The sequence below is a fragment of the Massilia sp. SYSU DXS3249 genome, assembly GCF_053668055.1.
This window is the reverse complement of the sequence record NZ_JBSIPX010000003.1, coordinates 313,373-333,170: the sequence shown is the minus strand read 5'-3', so window position 1 is coordinate 333,170 and position 19,798 is coordinate 313,373. Positions and strand designations below refer to the sequence as shown.

At 64.7% G+C, this 19,798-nt stretch carries 13 protein-coding genes; 7 read left to right on the top strand and 6 right to left on the bottom strand.

All coding sequences use genetic code 11. The features are described from left to right. Positions 1–23: 23 nt before the first annotated feature. From cpaB to ACWCIA_RS05725, 4 genes are all read right to left on the bottom strand, one after another. Positions 24–881, bottom strand: a complete 858-nt coding sequence (gene cpaB, locus ACWCIA_RS05740; protein WP_454161630.1) for a Flp pilus assembly protein CpaB — start codon at positions 879–881, stop codon at positions 24–26. Beyond that, positions 878–2,296 (bottom strand): ATP-binding protein, encoded by a 1,419-nt coding sequence (locus tag ACWCIA_RS05735; RefSeq protein ID WP_454161629.1) that lies wholly within the window; start codon positions 2,294–2,296, stop codon positions 878–880. Before ACWCIA_RS05735 ends, cpaB begins: the two co-directional genes overlap by 4 nt. Positions 2,297–2,397: 101 nt before the next feature. After that, positions 2,398–2,931: an A24 family peptidase gene (locus ACWCIA_RS05730; protein WP_454161628.1), complete on the bottom strand. Its 534-nt coding sequence runs from the start codon at positions 2,929–2,931 to the stop codon at positions 2,398–2,400. Positions 2,932–2,988: 57 nt separating this feature from the next. Beyond that, a complete protein-coding gene (locus ACWCIA_RS05725; RefSeq protein WP_454161627.1) occupies positions 2,989–3,174 on the bottom strand; it encodes a Flp family type IVb pilin in 186 nt (61 codons plus the stop codon). Between the two features lie 348 nt (positions 3,175–3,522). Between ACWCIA_RS05725 and ACWCIA_RS05720 the strand changes: the two genes are divergently transcribed. Then, positions 3,523–4,560 carry a GGDEF domain-containing protein gene (locus ACWCIA_RS05720; RefSeq protein WP_454161626.1) on the top strand — a complete coding sequence of 346 codons (1,038 nt, stop codon included), beginning with the start codon at positions 3,523–3,525 and terminating at the stop codon, positions 4,558–4,560. Positions 4,561–4,569: 9 nt separating this feature from the next. Here the strand turns inward: ACWCIA_RS05720 and ACWCIA_RS05715 are convergent, their stop codons facing one another. Further along, positions 4,570–5,787, bottom strand: coding sequence for an HD-GYP domain-containing protein (locus ACWCIA_RS05715; RefSeq protein ID WP_454161625.1), 1,218 nt, complete (start codon positions 5,785–5,787; stop codon positions 4,570–4,572). A 126-nt stretch (positions 5,788–5,913) separates the two neighbouring features. On the opposite strand from ACWCIA_RS05715, the gene ACWCIA_RS05710 reads away from it, so the two are divergent. From ACWCIA_RS05710 to icmF, 3 genes are all read left to right on the top strand, one after another. Next, positions 5,914–6,858, top strand: a complete 945-nt coding sequence (locus tag ACWCIA_RS05710; protein ID WP_454161624.1) for a LysR substrate-binding domain-containing protein — start codon at positions 5,914–5,916, stop codon at positions 6,856–6,858. Between the two features lie 200 nt (positions 6,859–7,058). Next, on the top strand, positions 7,059–10,622 hold the full coding sequence (locus ACWCIA_RS05705; protein ID WP_454161623.1) for an indolepyruvate ferredoxin oxidoreductase family protein: 3,564 nt from the start codon (positions 7,059–7,061) through the stop codon (positions 10,620–10,622). 184 nt (positions 10,623–10,806) lie between these two features. Continuing rightward, positions 10,807–14,094: a fused isobutyryl-CoA mutase/GTPase IcmF gene (icmF, locus tag ACWCIA_RS05700; protein ID WP_454161622.1), complete on the top strand. Its 3,288-nt coding sequence runs from the start codon at positions 10,807–10,809 to the stop codon at positions 14,092–14,094. 30 nt (positions 14,095–14,124) lie between these two features. On the opposite strand, the gene ACWCIA_RS05695 is transcribed toward icmF, so the two are convergent. Then, positions 14,125–15,315 carry an FAD-dependent oxidoreductase gene (locus ACWCIA_RS05695; protein WP_454161621.1) on the bottom strand — a complete coding sequence of 397 codons (1,191 nt, stop codon included), beginning with the start codon at positions 15,313–15,315 and terminating at the stop codon, positions 14,125–14,127. A 151-nt stretch (positions 15,316–15,466) separates the two neighbouring features. Here ACWCIA_RS05695 and ACWCIA_RS05690 point away from each other — a divergent pair, with 151 nt between their 5' ends. From ACWCIA_RS05690 to ACWCIA_RS05680, 3 genes are all read left to right on the top strand, one after another. Then, positions 15,467–15,778 carry a hypothetical protein gene (locus ACWCIA_RS05690; protein WP_454161620.1) on the top strand — a complete coding sequence of 104 codons (312 nt, stop codon included), beginning with the start codon at positions 15,467–15,469 and terminating at the stop codon, positions 15,776–15,778. Between the two features lie 269 nt (positions 15,779–16,047). Further along, a complete protein-coding gene (gene prsT, locus ACWCIA_RS05685) occupies positions 16,048–18,822 on the top strand; it encodes an XrtA/PEP-CTERM system TPR-repeat protein PrsT (protein ID WP_454161619.1) in 2,775 nt (924 codons plus the stop codon). A gap of 127 nt (positions 18,823–18,949) precedes the next feature. Then, positions 18,950–19,723, top strand: a complete 774-nt coding sequence (locus ACWCIA_RS05680) for an N-acyl amino acid synthase FeeM domain-containing protein (protein ID WP_454161618.1) — start codon at positions 18,950–18,952, stop codon at positions 19,721–19,723. Positions 19,724–19,798: the final 75 nt, after the last annotated feature.

Below are 19,798 nucleotides of genomic sequence, written 5' to 3'. Positions count from 1 at the left end.
TTCACCTGACACGGTAAAGGGGATCAGAAGCACTCCTGCGAGGAATGCAGGCCGTTGATGACGGTGACGCAGTTGCGCCGTACAGGAGGCGTCGCGATCCGGTGCACGGCCGGCTTCTCGGGACGGCGCGGCGCAGCCACCGGTTTTACGGGAACCGGCTTGACGACCGGCGCCGCCGGCAGCAGGGTCAGTTTGGTGGCGCCATCGGTCTGAGCCGATTGCGGATCGACCTGGTTGCGCAGGGCCAGCGACAGCGTGCCGACACTGCGCGCGAGGTCGAGTTTTTCGGCCTGCTCCGGCGTCACCTCGAGCGTGACGGCGTTCACCACGCGCGGCTTGGTCTCGTCGCGGTTGACCTCCTGCGCCACCGCCAGCACCAGGATGCGCTCCAGCACGATCTTCGAGATGCTCTGCTCGCGCCCATTGGCTTCCGGGGTCGGATCCTTTTCGGTGCTGACAATGATGTCGACGTAGTTACCCGGCAGCGTGAAGCCGGCTACGCCGATGACGTCGTTGACGCGCACCGTGATCGCACGCTTGCCTTCGGTGATCAGGGCCGACAGGCCGCCCAGCGTGCCGACCGGCGCCAGTTTCGCTTCGCTGACCGGTTCGCCGGCCAGCACGCTGCTCTTCAGGACGCGCCCGGCAAGCTTCTGCGGATCGGCAAAGGCGCCTTTCGGCACGCTGTCGGCGGGCCATTCGGCCAGCTTGACCATTTCCGGGGCAAGGCGCTGGCCAAGGCTGATATCCGTCGCCGCCACCACGATGTGCCCGCTGCTGGTGCTGGGCTGCAGGAGCAGCCAGCGCGAAGCGAGGACCACGGCCGTCAGGCCGAACAGGATGGCAACCGCCATCACGACAAGAGCGCGCTTGTTTTTCATTGGTCGATTCCTGCGACGTGGCACGGGGCCGGGGCGCTGCCGCTGGTCATGCTGTTCCACGCCTGCTCCAGGGCAGCGATCGTCAAGCGCGGTTCGGTTCCGGCAAAGCCGGCGAAATCAAGTACACGGCCGAGCAGCTCGTGCGGATAACAGGCCAGCAGCGGCGTGCCGCTGGCGCGGTGCAGGCGCGTGACCAGGTGGTCGAGGATGGTCTCGTCGCAATCGAGCCCGTGCAGCCGGCTGGCGCGCCGCAGCATGGTCCGGTAGGCGGGCTCGGCCAGCGGCCCGAGGCCGACGCGGTAGCCGATACGGCGCAGGAAGGCCGGATCGAACACGCTGGCCGGCGCCAGGTTGGTGACGAGGACGAGCATCGCGTCGAACGGCACGGTCTCGCCGTGCCCGCCTTCGACGGCGCGCGCCGGCCCGCCGTCGAGCACGCCGAACCAGCCGGCGAGCAGTTCGGCCACCGGTACCCGGCCGCGGCCGAGATCGTCCAGCACGAAGATGCCATTGTTGGCCTGCAGCGGCAGCGGCGCCTGATGAATGCCGCTGTCGGGGTCGGGGCGCAGCGCGAGCATGGATGCATCGAGTTCCGCGCCGACGTGCACCAGCGGCCGCTGGCAGATCGCCCAGCGCGCGTCGCAGCTGCGGCGCTCCTCCTGCTGGCGGCCCTGCGGCAACGGCGGCGGATGGCGCAGCGGATCGTGAAACGGCGCGATGTGGCCTTCGATCAGCAGCGCATACGGCACCGCGACCGCACCCGGCAACAGGCGCGCCAGCTTGCGTGCGAGCGTGGTCTTGCCGGAGCCGGTGGGGCCGTGCAGCAGCAGCGGGCGCTGCGCGTGCAGGGCAGCGCCGAGCAACTCGCGCAAGGCTGGATCGATCCCGTCGTCGGCCAGCACGGCGGCCAGTTCGCCGGGGGTGGGGCCACGCGTCGCCGCCCCTCCCTGGCGCGCCGTCGGCGCCTGGCGCAAGGACTGGCGCTCGACCATCGCCCGGTACGCGGCCAGCGTGACCGGTGCGGGGCCGACGTAGCGGCACTCATCAAGGCAAGCGAGCGCGGCGCGCTGGCCGATCGCGGTCAGCTGGTATTGCACGTCGATGTCGGAATCGCCCGACCAGGCCACCTCGGTCTGCTGGTCGACCGTCAGCACATTGAGTACTTCGCGCAGCACGCTGACGGACAAGCGCAGTTTTCCGGCCAACAAGGGCAAAGGCGCGCGGCCGGTGGCATGCAGGGTCTTGAGCAGCAGGGCGGATATCAGGCGCAGCTCGAGTCCGGTGTCGCCGACTGTCCTGGGCTGGCGCGGCAGGGTTGCGGCAACCTCCAGTTCGCCCGGTACCGGGGGCGGCACCGGACGCGACCCCGTAGCGGACGCGGTACTGGACGCTGCGAACGACAGCGTTTCGCTCATGGTCTTTCTCCTCGCATTTCAGCGGAGTGCATTCCCCGAGAACATTGAATTCATTCTAATGAGCTAGCCTTTGCGGCCATTGAGCAACAGCAAGCCGTTACCTAAGGATGATGACGTTGTGCTAACAACCAAAGCGTGCTCAAGGCAATCGCCAACCCATAGGGCATCGAGCCGACACTCTTGCGGGCCGGCGCGCTCCCGGGCGCCGGCGGCCCCAGGCGCAGAAGGATGGGCAGCAGCATCTCGCGCAGGTTGGCGTAGGCAGCCGACCAGCGCCGCGTAAACAGGATGATGACCAGCGCCATCGCGCCACCGAGGCACCAGGTCAGGATGCAGGCATAGATCGTCTGGGACGGTCCCAGGAACAGGCCGACAGTGGCCATCAGCTTGACGTCCCCGGCAGCCATGCCGCGCACTGCGTACAAGGGCAGGTACATCGCGAAACCAATCAGGGCGCCACCAAGCGCCGTGCTGATTGCGGCACCCGGCGCCGCGGTAGTGCAATACAAGCCGAGCGCGCCTATCCAACCGCTCAGCAACAACACATTTGGAATTTTGCGTATCGCCAAATCAATGACGGCAGCCGACACGACGAGAACAAGCAGCAATAGGTCAAGCCAGGTAGCGGCAGGCATGGTCGTACTCCAAAAAAAAAAGCCCTCCGGACAAGTCCGGAGGGCGAACTTAGGCGATTACACCAAAGCGGCGGCCAGCGCGTCGCGTACCCTCTCAAAGGTAGTTTCGATCTGCCCGCCCACGGTCGCTGCTACACCTGCCATCGCGACACCGATGAGGGCAGCGATCAGGCCATACTCGATGGCGGTCACACCGTCTTCATCAGCAACGAAGGCTTGCACAGCAGTAAAGATCGTTTTCATGACAAACTCCATATGGTGGTTTATAAGAAAAACCCTGAACCGGAGACTCCCTTGACTCCGCTAACTGCGCTTCGTCGTTTCCGTTTCAGTGAGTTCACTATAAAAGATGATGCCGGACAGCAAGTTGACTGTGAGCAAGGTTTCCTGTGTGAATTATTTACGCGCGGAAACTGTTGATCTATCTCGTGTCGAACCGGGTGAGCGTCGCGCAATGCCAAAAAAAGAGGCGGAATAATTGCCGCGATAACAAAAAAGGATTATTCTGTTTCGATTGCCCCTCGGAAATCTCAGTGTTGCAAGCGCAGCAACTGGGGCGACAGGCTGGCTGCTTACCTATCTGAGAACGACATGGATTCCCTTCTGAAACACATGGTCGACATGACTGGGCACCGCGATCACGCGATGCTCGACATCTCAGTGGTATCGGCGGTGCAGGAACTGGCCGCCGCCGCGCAGACGCGGATATGGTCGATCTCGACGATCGGCAACCGCTCCTGGGTGCGGGTACGTGCCAGCATCAATGCCGGTGGCCACGCCCGGGTCGAGGACGCACACGACAACGCGGCCCCCGGCCAGCCGCTCGATGCCTTTCCCGAGCTGGCCGCCTGCCTGGCACGGCGCGAAACGAGCGCCCTCGCCTGTGTGGGACCGAGCCGTACCCTGTGGCTACCGATCTGGCTGGGAGACAAGGCCGATACCTGCCTCGAGATCGTGCGCCATGCGCCCTTCCGGGCCACGACCATGCGCACCATCGCCGGCATCGTCGGCGTCTATCGGAATTTCCAGAATCTGCTCGACTACAGCGAGCGCGACTCGCTCACCGGCCTGCTCAACCGCAAGACCTTCGAGGACCAGCTTGCCCGCATGCTGCACTGCCCGGCCGAGCAGGAACCGCCGCGGCCGGGCCAGCCGGAGCGGCGCTCCAGCACAGGCGAAGAAAAGGGATGGCTGGCGGTGGTCGACGTCGACCATTTCAAGATGGTGAACGACACCTTCGGCCACCTGTACGGCGACGAAGTGCTGATCCTGATCGCCAACCAGCTGCAGGCCTCGTTCCGCTCGCGGGACCGGGTATTTCGCTTCGGCGGCGAGGAATTCGTGATCCTGCTGCGTTCGACCACGCTGGAACACGCGCGCCGCATCATCGACCGCTTCCGCAGCAACGTCGAGTCCTATGCCTTCCCGCAGGTAGGACGGGTGACGGTGAGCATCGGCTTCGTCAGCATCAGCCCCTACGATTCGCCGGTTGTCACGCTCGGCCATGCCGACCAGGCGCTGTATTACGCCAAGACGAATGGCCGCAACCAGACCTGCCACTACGACGAGCTGATCGAGCGGGGGCTGCTCAAGACCATCGCGTCGAACGATACCGCCGAGTTTTTCTGACGGCTTCCCTCAGGGGAGGAGCAGGAATTTGTCCGGGTCGACGCGCCACTTGGCCGGCGACTCGTGGCGCACGATCTTGTCGCCGCCGCCAAAGCCGAGCGCGCGCGACAGATCCAGCAGTTGCGGGCGAATATAGGTCTCGCTCTTCGTATTGAAGAACACATTCACCTTCGGCGTCAGCAGGTTCGTTTCGTGCGGCTCGACCACCACGCCCAGACGCCCCGACTCCAGCATCACCATCGTGCCGACCGGATAAATGCCGACGCAGCGCATGAATTCCTGGGCCAGTCCCGGGTGGAAGTGGAACTTGCTCCACTCGTAGATCTTGCGCAGCGCATCGGCTGCCGACATGCCCTTGTGGTAGCAACGATCCGAGGTGATCGCATCATAGACGTCGACGATCGCCGCCATCTGCGCCAGCTCCGAAATCTCGGCCTCGTTCTGCATTTCCGGATAACCGCTGCCGTCGCGCCGCTCGTGGTGGTGCAGCGTGATGTCGAGCGGGATCGGACTGATGCCGGGCGTGCGGCGCAGGATGTCGTAGCCGTCGCGCGGATGCTTCTTGATGATGGCGAATTCCTCGTCCGTGAGGCGTCCCGGCTTGTTCAGGACCGCGTCCGGCACCAGCGCCTTGCCGGTATCGTGCACCAGGCCGCCGATGCCCGCCTGGTGGATCGTTTCCTCGTCCATCCCGCGCGAGCGGCAGAAGGCGACCAGCAAGGTGCAGACGCTGACCGAGTGCAGGAAGGTGTAGTCGTCCTTGGTCTTGATGCGCAATAAACTGAGCAGAGCCCCGGAATTGCGCAGGATCGATTCGGTGATGTTCTCGACCACCGGAGAGACATTCTCCATCTCGACGGCCTTACCCAGGCGCGCATCCTGCATCACGGTGCGCACCAGGTTGACCGCCTGGCGCCGGATCCCGACGGCGCGCTGCATCTCGTCGCCGAGCGAGGTACGGAGCAGCTTGACCGGCTGGGCGGCGATCGCCGTCACCTCCGCTTCGGTTCTCGCCTGCGCTTCGGCCAGGGTCGGCGCCTCGACGTCAAGCCCTTTCGCGCAATCGATGACGACGTTGCGAATGCCGGCCCGGGTGATCTTGCGGATCTCCTCCTCGCTGCTCAGGACGAACTTCGCGCGCATGAACGGGTGCTCCATCCAGCCGCAATCGAGATCGTGGATGGCCATGCCCACGCGCAGCTGGGAGGAATCGATTTTTTTGAGCATTACGAGGGTTCGACGGTATGTTAATCTGCGCCAGCACCACGGCGGCTATGCAGTATAACAACTAAGTTTCCGTGCATAAACTTCTTGTCATTTATGTGTTGCAACTAGACACAAACTCCGTTTTCCATGGAATTACGCCAGCTACGCTATTTCGTTGCCATCGTCGACCACGGCTCGCTCTCGCGCGCCGCCCAGGTGCTGCACGTGGCGCAGCCTGCGCTCACCCAGCAGTTGCGCCAGCTCGAGGAAGAGCTCGGCGCCCAGCTCCTGCACCGCTCGGCCCATGGCGTGCTCAGCACCGAGGCCGGCAAGGTGTTTTATGAACATGCGCAGGCGATCCTGAAACAGGTGGCCGACGCACGCTCCGCCGTCACCCAGCTGACCACGCGGCCGTCGGGCAGCGTCACGCTCGGCCTGCCGCACAGCATTTCCGGTGCCCTGGCCCTGCCCCTGCTCACTGCCGCGCGCACGACCTATCCCGAGATCACCCTGCAGCTGACCGAGGAAATCTCGGGCAGCCTGACCGAGCAGCTCAAATCCGGGCGCCTGAACCTGGCCGTGCTGTTCGACGACGGCCAGCTCGGCGGCTTCGACAGCACGCCCCTGGTCGAGGAAGACCTGATGTACATCTGCCGCGCCAGCTCGACCTGGGTGCCCGCTACGGCCTCGGTCACCCTCGGCGCGGCGCTGGCCAGCCCCTTGATCCTGCCGGCGCAGCAGCACGGCGTGCGGCCGCTGATCGAGCAGGCGGCGCTTGGTGCCGGGCTGGCGCTGGCCAACATCATCGAAATCAATTCGATCGCGATCCTGAAGTCGGCCCTGCTGGCGGACATGGGCGCCACCCTGCTGCCGCTGGCGCCCCTGCGCGCCGAGATCGAAGCCGGCGCGCTGGTGGCGACGCCGGTGCACAGCCCGCCGATTTCGCGCCGCGTCACGCTGTGCGCTTCGCGCAATATTCCGCCGACCAATGCGGCGACGGCCATCAGCCGCCTGGTGCGCCAGGTCACCGAAATGCTGTGCACTAATGGGGAATGGCCCGGTGCGCGGCTGCGTGCGCCGTTGCGTGAATAGCGGCTATCATTTTTTCTTATACCCCCATCCGCATTCCCTATTTCCCTTCCCAACGGCGAGCCCCTACACTCCACGCCGACCGATAGACCTCCGTTTATCAAGAATACGTCGCCGACAAGCGACACCAACCCGTCACATTCGGCCGCCTACCCGGCGCCAGAGCTGGCGGGACACAACACCCAACGATCTTGGAGACCCGCATGCCCGATACCGTCGCGCCGCAAGCTGCCGCGCAGGACGTCTCGTCCCGCCTCACCACCGTCACCCTCGACGACAAATACACCGCGAAATCGGGCAACATCTTCCTGTCGGGTATCCAGGCCCTCGTGCGCCTGCCGATGATGCAGCGCGAGCGCGACGCCGCCGCCGGCCTGAACACGGCCGGCTTCGTGTCGGGCTACCGCGGCTCGCCCCTGGGCGGCCTCGACGAGACGCTGTGGAAGGCCAAGGGCCACCTGGAAGCGAGCCATGTGAAATTCGTGCCGGGCGTGAACGAAGACCTGGCCGCCACCGCCGTCTGGGGCACGCAAACCGTCGACCTGATCGGCCCGACCAGGTACGACGGCGTGTTCGCCATGTGGTACGGCAAAGGCCCCGGCGTGGACCGTTGCGGCGACGTCTTCAAGCACATGAACCATGCGGGCACGGCGAAAACCGGCGGCGTGCTGCTGGTCGCCGGCGACGACCACGGCGCCTATTCCTCGACCCTGCCGCACCAGTCGGACCACATCTTCTCGGCCTGCATGATCCCCGTGCTGTACCCGTGCAATGTGCAGGAATACCTGGACCTGGGCGTGCACGGCTGGGCCATGTCGCGCTTCTCGGGCTGCGCCGTCGCCTTCAAAGCGCTCGCCGACACGGTCGAGTCGAGCGCCTCGGTCGACGCCGACCCGCACCGCGTGCAGGTGAAACTGCCGAAGGACTTCACGATGCCCGAAGGCGGCCTGAACACGCGCCTGTCGTCGGTGCCGCTGGGCCAGCAGGCACGCGCGCAGGAAGCGCTGATGCAGGACTATAAGATCTACGCGGCGCTCGCCTACGCCCGCGAAAACAAGCTGAACCACACGACGATCGACAGCCCGAACGCCAAGCTCGGCATCATCGCCTCCGGTAAATCCTACCTCGACGTGCTCGAAGCGCTGGAAGAACTCGGCATCGACGAAGCCATGGCCGCGCAAGTCGGTCTGCGCCTGTTCAAGGTCGCGATGATCTGGCCGCTGGAGCCGGAAGGCGTGCGCGAATTCGCGCAAGGCCTGGACGAGATCCTGGTGGTCGAAGAAAAGCGGCAAGTCGTCGAATACCAGCTCAAGGAACAGCTGTACAACTGGCGCGACGACGTGCGTCCGCACATCATCGGCAAGTTCGACGACAAGGGAGAATGGGTTGCCCCGCGTGGCGACTGGCTGCTGCCGCCGAAGGCCGATTTTTCAGTCGCGCAGGTGGCGCGCGTGATCGCCGGCCGCCTCGCTCGCCTGCGCCTGATCGAAGACGACGCCACGCGTGACCTCATCAAGGCACGCCTGGCCTTCCTCGACGCCAAGGATGCGGTGCTGCAGAAAGCCATCACCACGCCCTTCCGCCCGGCGTTTTACTGCTCGGGCTGCCCGCACAACACCTCGACCAAGGTACCGGAAGGTTCGTTCGCGCTGGCCGGCATCGGCTGCCACGTGATGGCGACCTCGATCTACCCGGAGATGAACAAGCTGACCACCCACATGGGCGGCGAAGGCACGCCGTGGATCGGCCAGGCCGCGTTCTCGAAAGTGCCGCACGTATTCCAGAACCTGGGCGACGGCACCTATTTCCACTCGGGCTATCTCGCCGTGCGCGCGGCAGTCGCGGCGAAGGTCAACATCACCTATAAGATCCTCTATAACGACGCGGTCGCCATGACCGGCGGCCAGCCGGTCGACGGCCAGACCTCGGTGCCGATGATCGCCCAGCAGATGGCGGCCGAAGGCGTCAAACGCATCGCGCTGGTCACCGAAGACCTGTCGCGCTATGCGGACCGTTCCAGCCTGCCGGCCCTGGTCACCCTGCACGACCGCAAGGAGATGGACGACATCCAGCGCGAGCTGCGCGAACTGCCGGGCGTGTCGGTCATCATCTACGACCAGACCTGCGCCGCCGAAAAGCGCCGCCGCCGCAAGAAGGGCGAGTTCGCCGATCCGAACAAGCGCATGGTCATCAACGAAGCCGTCTGCGAAGGCTGCGGCGACTGCGGCATCCAGTCGAACTGCGTCTCGATCCTGCCGAAAGAGACCGACTTCGGCCGCAAGCGCACCATCGACCAGTCGTCCTGCAACAAGGATTATTCGTGCGCGAAGGGCTTCTGCCCGAGTTTTGTGACCGTCGAAGGCGGCACGCTCAAGAAGAGCAAGGCTGGGGTCACCAAGGGCGATGGCGACGACGGCTGGGGCATCCTGCCCGAGCCGGTTCTGCCGTCGATCGAGCACCCTTACAATATCCTCATCAACGGCATCGGCGGCACTGGCGTGATCACCGTCGGCGCGCTGATGGGCATGGCCGCGCACCTGGAAGCCAAGGGCGCCTCGGTGCTGGACATGACCGGCATGAGCCAGAAGAACGGTTCCGTTACCTCGCACGTCAAGATCGCCGCAACGCCCGAGCGCCTGCGCGCCCAGCGCATCGCCACCGGCGAAGCGGACCTGGTGCTCGGTTGCGACATGCTGACCACGGGCGCCGCCGATGCGATCTCGAAAATGCGTCCGGGCCGCACGCTGGCGATCGTCAACCTGCACGAGCAGCCGACCGGCACCTTCGCCCAGAACGCCGACTGGCAGTTCCCGGCCGAGGACGTGCGCGGCCTGATCGTCGAAGCCGTGGGCGGCAACGCCGGCGCCGATTTCGTCGACGCCACCAAGCTGGCCACCGCGCTGATGGGCGATTCGATTGCAACGAACCTGTTCCTGATGGGATACGCCTGGCAGAAAGGCCGCATTCCTTTGACCGAAGCGTCTCTGATGCGCGCGATCGAACTGAATGGCGTAGCGGTTAATTCGAACAAGAAGAGCTTCCTGTGGGGCCGCCGCGCCGCCGTCGACTTCAAGCGCGTCGAAAAGGTCGCCACGCCGACCCAGGCCGTGCTGGTGCAGATGCCGCAGAGCCTCGACACCGTCATCAAGAAGCGCGTCGAAGCCTTGAGCGCCTATCAGGACGCCGCTTACGCCGCCCTGTACGCCGAGCTGGTCGAGAAGGTGCGCGCCGCCGAGACGGCGCAAGGCCTGGGCAACAAACTGTCGATGGCGGTCGCGAAGTACTACTTCAAGCTGATGGCCTACAAGGACGAGTACGAAGTGGCGCGCCTGTACACCGACGGCCGCTTCCTGGAACAGGTCAAATCCCAGTTCGAAGGCGACTTCACATTCAAGTTCAACCTGGCGCCGCCGCTGTTCGCGAAAAAGGACGCCAAGGGCCAGCTGGTCAAGCAGGAATTCGGCTCGTGGATGATGGGTGCCTTCAAGGTGCTGGCCAAGCTGAAGGGCCTGCGCGGCGGCGCCTTCGACGTGTTCGGCTACACCGCCGAGCGCAAGATGGAGCGCGCCCTGATCGGCGAATACCGTGCGATGATCGAGGCAATGCTGCCGTCGTTGAATGGCGCGTCGTACGCCCAGGCCGTCGAGCTGGCGAACCTGCCGGAACAGATCCGCGGCTTTGGCCACGTGAAGGAAAAGGCGGTCGAGGAATTCCGTGTGCGCAAGGCGGAGCTGCTCAGCGGCAACGTCAAGAAGCGCGCCGCTTAATTGCTGGCGTTGTACCGCGTGGGCATGAATGCCCACCCTACGTAAAACCGGTTTTCGTAGGGTGGGCACTTGTGCCCACGCCGTCTCACCGTTTGATCACCCGACATCCCGAACTTGACGTTAACGTTAACGTCATATACCGTACAAATCGAACCTGTCCGCTTCCGATTCCAGAAGGAACCCCATGAACGACATCACCCCCGCCGCCAAGCTCGAGCTGCCGGAGCAGCCGAAGCTCGCCAACAAGGTCCGCTTCGTCACTGCCGCCTCGCTCTTCGACGGCCATGACGCTTCGATCAACATCATGCGCCGCATCCTGCAGTCGAACGGCGTCGAAGTGATCCACCTCGGCCACAACCGCTCGGTCGACGACGTCGTCACCGCGGCCCTCGCCGAAGACGTGCAAGGCATCGCCATCTCCAGCTACCAAGGCGGCCACGTCGAATATTTCAAGTACATGATCGACCTGCTGCGCCAGCGCGGCGGCGCCCACATCAAGGTCTTCGGCGGCGGCGGCGGCGTGATCGTCCCGTCCGAAATCGAAGAACTGCACGCCTATGGCGTCGCCCGCATCTTCAGCCCGGAAGACGGCCAGCGCATGGGCTTGGTCGGCATGATCCGCTCGATGATCGAGGCCTGCGACATCGACCTCTCTCCTTACGCCCCGACCACGATCGACGCGCTCCGCAGCGGCGAGATCGCCGAACGCCACCGCCCGCTGGCCCAGCTGATCACCGCGCTGGAAAACGGTAAAGCGGACCCGGAACTGCGCAAGCAGATCGTCGAAGCGGCCGACGGTGTAAAAGTGCCGGCACTGGGCATCACCGGCACCGGCGGCGCGGGCAAATCCTCGCTGACCGACGAACTGATTCGCCGCATCCGCCTCGACCAGGGCGACCGCCTGAACATCGCCGTCATTTCGATCGACCCGTCGCGCCGCAAGTCGGGCGGCGCCCTGCTGGGCGACCGCATCCGCATGAACGCGATCAATCCGTGGAACGGCCAGGCGCGCGTCTTCATGCGCTCGCTCGCCACGCGCGAAGCGGGATCGGAGATCTCGCACGCACTGCCGGACGTGATCGCCGCCTGCAAGGTCGCCGGTTTCGACCTCGTGATCGTCGAAACCTCCGGCATCGGACAGGGCGACGCGGCGATCGTGCCGCACGTCGATGCCTCGATGTACGTGATGACCCCGGAATTCGGCGCCGCCTCGCAGCTGGAAAAGATCGACATGCTCGATTTCGCCGACTTCATCGCGATCAACAAGTTCGACCGCAAGGGCGCGCTCGACGCGCTGCGCGACGTCTCCAAGCAATACCAGCGCAACCGCGAACTGTGGAGCCAGAGCCCGGACGAGATGCCGGTGTTCGGCACCCAGGCCTCGCGTTTCAACGACGACGGCGTTACCGCCCTCTACCACGGCCTGCTGCCGAAGCTGGCCGAACTCGGCCTGCGGGTCGAGCCGTCGAAGCTGGCCGCCCCAGGCCAGAAAGCCTCGAGCGGCAAGAACGTCATCGTGCCGCCAGCCCGTGCGCGCTACCTGGCCGAAATCTCGGACACCGTGCGCGGCTACCACAAGAACACCGCGAAACAGGTAAAACTCGCGCGTGAGCGCCAGCAGCTGATGGAAACCAAGCGCATGCTGGTCGCCGCCAACCGCGAAGTGGTGCTGGACGACCTGATCACCGAGCGCGAAAACGCGATGGACGGCAGCGCGAAAAAGCTGCTGACCATGTGGCCCGACATGCAGGCCGCCTATGCCGGCGACGACTACGTCGTTAAAATCCGCGACAAGGAAATCCGTACCAAACTGGTGCAAAAGACCCTGTCCGGCACCACCATCCGCAAGGTCGCCCTGCCGAAGTACGAAGACCACGGCGAAGTGCTGCGCTTCCTGATGCTGGAAAACGTGCCGGGCTCCTTCCCGTTCACGGCCGGCGTGTTCGCCTTTAAACGCGAGAACGAAGACCCGACCCGCATGTTCGCCGGCGAAGGCGACGCCTTCCGCACCAATAAGCGCTTCAAGCTCGTTTCGACCGGCATGGACGCCAAGCGTCTGTCGACCGCCTTCGACTCGGTGACCCTGTACGGCGCCGACCCGGCGCTGCGCCCCGACATCTACGGTAAAGTGGGCAACTCGGGCGTCTCGATCGCGACCCTGGACGACATGAAGGTGCTGTACGACGGCTTTGATCTGTGCAGCCCGAGCACCTCGGTCTCGATGACGATCAACGGCCCGGCGCCGACCATCCTGGCGATGTTCATGAACACTGCCATCGACCAGCAGATCGAGAAGTTCGTGCAGGATAACCATCGCCAGCCGACCGACGACGAAGCGCAGAAGATCAAGGAATGGGTGCTGGCCAACGTGCGCGGCACGGTGCAGGCCGACATCCTGAAGGAAGACCAGGGCCAGAACACCTGCATCTTCTCGACCGAATTCTCGCTGAAGGTCATGGGCGACATCCAGGAATACTTCGTGCACCACCAGGTGCGCAATTTCTACTCGGTGTCGATCTCGGGCTACCACATCGCCGAAGCGGGCGCGAACCCGATCTCGCAGCTGGCCTTTACTCTGTCGAACGGTTTTACTTTCGTCGAAGCCTACCTGGCGCGCGGCATGCACATCGACGACTTCGCCCCGAACCTGTCGTTCTTCTTCTCGAACGGCATGGACCCGGAATACACGGTGCTGGGCCGCGTGGCGCGCCGTATCTGGGCCGTGGCCATGCGCGACAAGTACGGCGCGAACGACCGCTCGCAAAAGCTGAAGTACCACATCCAGACTTCGGGCCGCTCGCTGCACGCCCAGGAAATCGACTTCAACGACATCCGCACCACGCTGCAGGCGCTGATCGCAATCTACGACAACTGCAACTCGCTGCACACCAACGCGTATGACGAAGCCATCACCACGCCGACCGACGAATCCGTCCGCCGCGCGCTGGCGATCCAGCTGATCATCAACCGCGAATGGGGTCTCGCCAAGAACGAAAACCCGAACCAGGGCTCGTTCATCATGGACGAACTGACGGACCTCGTCGAAGAAGCCGTGCTGCAGGAATTCGAGCGCATCGCCGAACGCGGCGGCGTGCTGGGCGCGATGGAAACCGGCTACCAGCGCGGCAAGATCCAGGAAGAGTCGATGCTGTACGAGCACAAGAAGCACGACGGCTCGCTGCCTATCATCGGCGTCAACACCTTCCGCAACCCGAAGGGCGCGGAAGCCCCGGCCACGATCGAACTGGCCCGCTCGACCGACGACGAAAAGCAGTCGCAGCTGACGCGCCTGGAAGCCTTCCACACGCGCCACGCCGCCGAGGCGCCAGCCGCCCTGGCAGCGCTGCAGCAGGCCGCGATCGACAACCAGAACGTGTTCGAAAAGCTGATGGACGCCGTGCGCGTCTGCTCGCTGGGCCAGATCACGACTGCGCTGTTCGAAGTGGGTGGGCAGTACCGCCGTAATATGTAAGCCGGCGCCCGCGCCTGTACTAAGATCCCCTCACGCCTCCACGGCGTGAGGGGATTTTTTTTGTTTGAAGGCTTTTGCGGGAGCAGCGATGCTGCGGTACATGAGGCGCCGGATGCCCGGGATTTTCAGGCCGGCCGCGAACATCAGGTCGCGCCACAAGCCGCCGCCGTCGGCCTGGAAACACGGTGTCAGCGCCTTGCTGAGCAGTTGATAGTTGCGCACGGCGCACAGGCGCTCGGTGGAATAGGCGGCGGCGCCGTCCACCGCGCCGTGCCTGCAGACGGCTTGCGCCAGCGCCAGCGCGTCCTGCACCGCGAGTGTCGTGCCGAGGCCGAGCTGGGGGCTCATCGAATGGGCGGCGTCGCCGATGACGCATACCCGGCCGCCGGCCAGGCGCCTGGCGCGCGCGTGGCGGTAGGTTGCCAGTGCAAACTGGTCGTGGCGTGCGATCTGGCTGACGACCGGCGCCGATGCCGGCCACAGGTCCAGCAATTCGGCCTTCCACTCCTCGATCGGGCGGCTGGCCCAGGCTGCGTAGTCCCGGCAAGGCAGGCTCCAGAACATCGACAGGGTCAGCTTGCCGTCTACGCGCGCGGTGGGCATCAGGCCGAACATCTGGCGCGTGGTCCGGTAGCGCTGTTCGAGCAGCGCGTCGCCGGGCCAGTGCGCGACGTCGAACATCGCCCAGAGTGCGCCCCATTCGTACACGGTGGACGCCACCGCCAGCCCGGCCTGCGCCGGCAAGCGCGAGCCGGCGCCGTCGGCAATCGCTACCAGGTCGAAGCGGCGCGTTCCCGAGCGCAGGCAGGCCACCGCCTGCTCGCCGTCGTCGGCGATCCGCTCTACCTCGCTGTCGTATTCGATCCGCGCGCCGGCCTGCAGCGCCGCCTCCAGCAGCAGCCGCGACAGCGCCGCGCGGCTGACCCCGCGCGCCTCAAGCGCGCCGTACTCGATGTCGACCAGCGTCCAGTCGCGGTGACAGGTGCCGAGCAGCCGCGTGACCGGCACGCTGGCCGCGGCAAAGGCGGCGCCCACACCCAGCGCCTCCAATGCGGCCACGCCCTGTGGCTGGATCAGCAGGCCCGCGCCCAATGCCGACAGCGCCGCATGCTTTTCGAAGACCGTGACGCGGTGCCCTGCCCGCGCGAGCGCGATGGCAGCGGCCAGTCCGGCCGTGCCGGCGCCGACGATCCCGATATTTAACGAGTTGCTATTTGGCATGATCCGATTCTAGACCATGCCGGCGCAGCGCTTGAAAAAAAACAGAACAGGCTGCGTCGTATCAGGTGCCGTGCCGCTCCCCGGTTCATGGGTACCGCCAGCGCCGCGATGCTGGCCTACAATAAGCCATCATTCACGCCTGGAGGACCGCATGCCGATCAAGCCGGAACAACTGGCCGCCCTGATGCGCGAAGTCGAGCAGGAAGACCCGATCGACTTCGCCGACCTGCCTTTCGCCGAGGACGACCTGCGCGCACTGGTGGCCAATCACCTGTGCGAAATGGCCGCGGCCATGGAAAATTTCAGCACCGAGGACAGGCTGATGACCCTGCTTGCCGTGTCGGCCAAGCTGGTGCTGGAAAACATGGTGCTGCACATCCAGCTGCTGCGCCGCCATGGCCTGCCGGTGGGCGACAACGTCGACGCCCTGCTCAGCCGCCTGCGCAAAGGCGAATCTGAATAAGAGCGCCTAACAAAACCTCCATAGCTGCGTTGCAGCTCCTTGCCGTACAGTCGTACTGTCTTCGCCGCTGCGCCTTGCTCTGAAGGTTTTGTTAGGCGCTCTAAGTCCCGGGCAGCGCTGGTCGCGTGATCATTCCACAGGGAAATCGCGTGCCTGCAACACGATTCGCATTGTGCGGGAACTAAGCCATTCCTTAAGGTATTATTGTTAGTCAAGAAACTCGTCGGCGACGCTCGGCGTGTCTGCACTCCGTAAAACCTGAGGAACCCATGTCCCGTACCGTCTCCAAGCTCAAACTCACTACCGCTGTGGTCTCCGGCGCCCTGCTGCTCGCCGGCCTGGGCGGCTGCACCCGCGACCAGTCGACCGCCAGCCTGCTGGCCGAGGCCAAGCAATACCAACAGAAGGGCGACCACAAGGCCGCCATGATCCAGCTGAAGAATGCAGTGGCGAAGAGCCCGGAAGATGGCGAGGCACGCATGCAGCTCGCCACGCTGTACCTGGAAACGGGCGACGCGCTGTCGGCCGACAAGGAGCTGCGCAAGGCGGCCAGCCTCGGCATCCCTGCCGAGCGCACCCTGCCCCTGCTCGCCCAGGCCATGCAGGCGCAAGGCAAGTTCAAGGAATTGCTGAACGAAATCAAACCGGAAATCGCCGCCAAGTCGGCTCCGCTGACGGCCATTCGCGGCGATGCGCTGCTGGCCACCAACGACCAAGAAGGCGCGAAGGCGGCCTACGAGGCGGCGCTGGCGCTGCAGCCGGCCAACGGCGCCGCCCTCACCGGCCTGGCCCGCCTGGCGCTGGTCAAGCAGGACCTGCCGACGGCCGAGCGCTATGCGAGCGAAGCGGTGGCGAAGGACGCGAACAATCCGGAAGTCTGGATGTTCCGCGGCGGTATGCTGCGCGGCATGAACAAGCCGGACGAGGCGCTGGCCGCCTTCGACAAGGTGCTGGCCCTGCGTCCGCAAGACCGCAACGCCAACCTGGAAAAGGCGTATATCCGCATCAACCAGGCCAAGTTCCCCGAAGCGCAGGCAGAGATCGCGGCGGCCCAGAAGAACGCGCCGAACAGCCTCCTCGTCACCTATGCCCAGGCCCTGCTCGACTACACACAAGGCAAGAACGCGGCGGCGCGCGAGTCGCTGCAGCGCGTCCTCAAGAGCGCTCCCGAGCACATGCCGAGCATCCTGCTGGCCGGCGCGGTCGAGCTGAACCTGGAGGCGCCGCAACAGGCGCAGATGCACCTGCGTAAATACCTGGAGACCGATCCGAACAACCTGCATGCGCGCAAGCTGATGGCCCAGGCCCAGCTCAAGACCGCGCAGCCGGGCGAGGCGGTAAACACGCTCACGCCGATGCTGGACAAATCGACCGACCCGCAACTGCTGGCGCTGGCGGGCGAATCGCACATGCAGGCGCGCGAGTTCGGCAAGGCGACGACCTATTTCGAACAGGCGGCCAAGCTGGCGCCGGAAGCGGCCGTGGTGCGTACCTCGCTCGGCCTCGCACGCCTCGGCCAGGGCGACACCGCCCGCGCCATCGGCGAACTCGAACGCGCCACCGAACTCGATCCGAAGTCGGACCGCGCCCTGACCGCGCTGGTCCAGGCCGAAGCCGGCCTGAAGCACTACGACAAGGCGCTTGCCGCCCTCGCCAAGCTCGAGCAGATCAAGGGCGACGACCCGCAGACCCACAACCTGAAGGCAAGCGTCCTGCTCGGCAAGGGCGACGTCGCCGGCGCCCGCGGCGCTTTCGAGAAAGCGCTGCAACTGAAGCCCACCTTCTTCCCGGCTGCCGCTAACCTCGCCAAGCTCGACCTGCTGGAAAACAAGCCGGATGCGGCGCGCAAGCGTTTCGAGACGGTGCTGGCAAGCGACAAGAAGAACTTCGGCGCGATGTCCGCGCTGGCCGAACTGGCGATGCTGCAAAAGCGTCCCGAGGAAGCGACCACCTGGCTGGAGAAGGCGCAAGCCGAAAACCCGGACGCGATCGCGCCGGTGCTCAAGCTCGGCAACCAGTATCTCGCCACGAAACAGGAAAAGAAGGCGCTGACGCTGGCGCGCAAGTTCCAGGCCGCGAACCCGGCCAACGTCGACCTGCTCGACCTGCTCGGCCAGGCCCAGCTGGCCAACGACGACGGCCAGGGCGCCCTCGACAGCTACAGCAAGCTGGTCGCCGCGGTACCGAAATCGGCGGCGGCGCAGATTCGCCTGGCCTCGGCCCACTCCCAGCTGAAGAACGACGCCGCCGCGGCCGACGCGCTCAAGCGCGCCGTCGCGCTCGAGCCGGGCATGGTCCGGGCCCGCGTGCTCCAGGTCGAACTGGCAATGCGCCGCGGCCGCACCGACGAGGCGCTGGCGCTGGCGCGCGAGGTGCAGGCCGCCGATCCGAAGTCGCCGGTCGGCTTCCTGCTCGAAGGCGACCTGCAGCGCGCGCAAAAGAACCCGGCGGGGGCCGTGGCCGCCTACGACAAGGCGATGGCGATCAGCAAGTCGGGGTCCATCCTGATCCGCAGCGCCGAGCTGCTCAAGACCATGGGCAAGGACAAGGAAGCCCAGGCGCGCGTGGCCGCCTTTGCCAAGGCCAACCCGGACGATCCGGCCGTCCAGATGTACCTGGCCGAATCGCACCTGAAGGCGTCGGAATACAAGCCGGCTGCGGCGATTCTGGAAACCCTGGTCAAGCGCAACCCGAACAACGGCGCGGCGCTGAACAACCTGGCCTGGGCCTACGCCCAGCAGAAGGATCCGCGTGCGCTGGCCACGGCCGAGCAGGCCTATAAGGTATCCGCCAACAGCCCGGCCGTGATGGATACGCTGGGGTGGATGCTGGTCGAGAAAGGCGATACCGCGCGTGGTTTGCCGCTGCTGCAAAAAGCGGCGGCGGGCCAGCCGCAAAGCCCGGAAATCCGCTATCACCTGGCGGTCGGCCTGCATAAATCGGGCGACAAGAATGGCGCGCGCAAGGAACTGGAAACCCTGCTGGCACAAAATCAGCCATTTGCGCAACTCGAAGAAGCGCGTTCGTTGCTAAAAATGTTATAACCGTCTAGTATTTAAAATAAATAAAAGACAACAGAACCGCGCCCGCCGCTTTGCCGGACAGGGTGCGGGAAACGTCAAAAAGGCGCCGCCGTCGTGAGCGGCGGCGCCCCAAAACGAAGGTGTCCCGATGATGAATCCCGACGATTTGCAGGAACACGAAGAGAGTTCCGTCGAATTTCTATCGAACGCTCATGTTTCAGAGGATCGCGATAATATGGCGAACTCAGAATTAGAGGATGTTATCGTGAACCAAGATTCATATGGAATCCGGCTTACCGATACGGCGAAAGGACGCAATTCGGCCAGCATGCTGGTCAACAAAATGTATGCTTGGCGCGGCTATGCTGGCTCGCACCAGTTCAGCGACGATCCCAATCGCATTACCCTGACAGCCACTGACAAAGGCGACGTGGTAGGCACCCTGACGCTCGGTATCGACTCGCCCATCGGCCTGATGGCCGACCAGATTTTCAAGGAAGAACTCGACGCGCACCGTGCGCGCGGGGCGAAGCTGTGCGAATTCACCAAGCTCGCCTTCGACCCGACGGTCCGCTCGAAAACCTCGCTGGCCAACCTGTTCCACCTCGCGGTGATTTACGCCCGCGATATCCACGACTGCACCGACATCGTCATCGAAGTCAATCCCCGCCACCGCCGCTTTTACGAGCATATGCTCGGATTCAAGCGCGAAGGCGATTTGAAGGACAATCCGCGCGTGAATGCGCCGGCTTATCTCTTGCGGATCGAGCTGTCATACGTCACCGAGCAAATCAAGAAGCACGGCGGCACCTTCAGCGAAACCTCGACGGAACGCTCGTTTTATCCGTACTTCTTCTCCGCGCGCGAAGAGCAGGGTATTATCAACCGCCTGCGCCGCATCGACGAACAGCAGGTAGCGTAAAATTCCCCGGCGCCGGCAACGGTCCGGCGTGTCAACAAGCCGCGCCGGGACGATTCCCTCGGGCGCTAACGCGAC

What these genes read in the sequence shown, in the direction of transcription:
- cpaB (WP_454161630.1), bottom strand. Translation starts at nt 881, where the DNA reads ATGAAAAACAAGCGCGCTCTTGTCGTGATGGCGGTTGCCATCCTGTTC.
- ACWCIA_RS05735 (WP_454161629.1), bottom strand. Translation starts at nt 2,296, where the DNA reads ATGAGCGAAACGCTGTCGTTCGCAGCGTCCAGTACCGCGTCCGCTACG.
- ACWCIA_RS05730 (WP_454161628.1), bottom strand. Translation starts at nt 2,931, where the DNA reads ATGCCTGCCGCTACCTGGCTTGACCTATTGCTGCTTGTTCTCGTCGTG.
- ACWCIA_RS05725 (WP_454161627.1), bottom strand. Translation starts at nt 3,174, where the DNA reads ATGAAAACGATCTTTACTGCTGTGCAAGCCTTCGTTGCTGATGAAGAC.
- ACWCIA_RS05720 (WP_454161626.1), top strand. Translation starts at nt 3,523, where the DNA reads ATGGATTCCCTTCTGAAACACATGGTCGACATGACTGGGCACCGCGAT.
- ACWCIA_RS05715 (WP_454161625.1), bottom strand. Translation starts at nt 5,787, where the DNA reads ATGCTCAAAAAAATCGATTCCTCCCAGCTGCGCGTGGGCATGGCCATC.
- ACWCIA_RS05710 (WP_454161624.1), top strand. Translation starts at nt 5,914, where the DNA reads ATGGAATTACGCCAGCTACGCTATTTCGTTGCCATCGTCGACCACGGC.
- ACWCIA_RS05705 (WP_454161623.1), top strand. Translation starts at nt 7,059, where the DNA reads ATGCCCGATACCGTCGCGCCGCAAGCTGCCGCGCAGGACGTCTCGTCC.
- icmF (WP_454161622.1), top strand. Translation starts at nt 10,807, where the DNA reads ATGAACGACATCACCCCCGCCGCCAAGCTCGAGCTGCCGGAGCAGCCG.
- ACWCIA_RS05695 (WP_454161621.1), bottom strand. Translation starts at nt 15,315, where the DNA reads ATGCCAAATAGCAACTCGTTAAATATCGGGATCGTCGGCGCCGGCACG.
- ACWCIA_RS05690 (WP_454161620.1), top strand. Translation starts at nt 15,467, where the DNA reads ATGCCGATCAAGCCGGAACAACTGGCCGCCCTGATGCGCGAAGTCGAG.
- prsT (WP_454161619.1), top strand. Translation starts at nt 16,048, where the DNA reads ATGTCCCGTACCGTCTCCAAGCTCAAACTCACTACCGCTGTGGTCTCC.
- ACWCIA_RS05680 (WP_454161618.1), top strand. Translation starts at nt 18,950, where the DNA reads ATGATGAATCCCGACGATTTGCAGGAACACGAAGAGAGTTCCGTCGAA.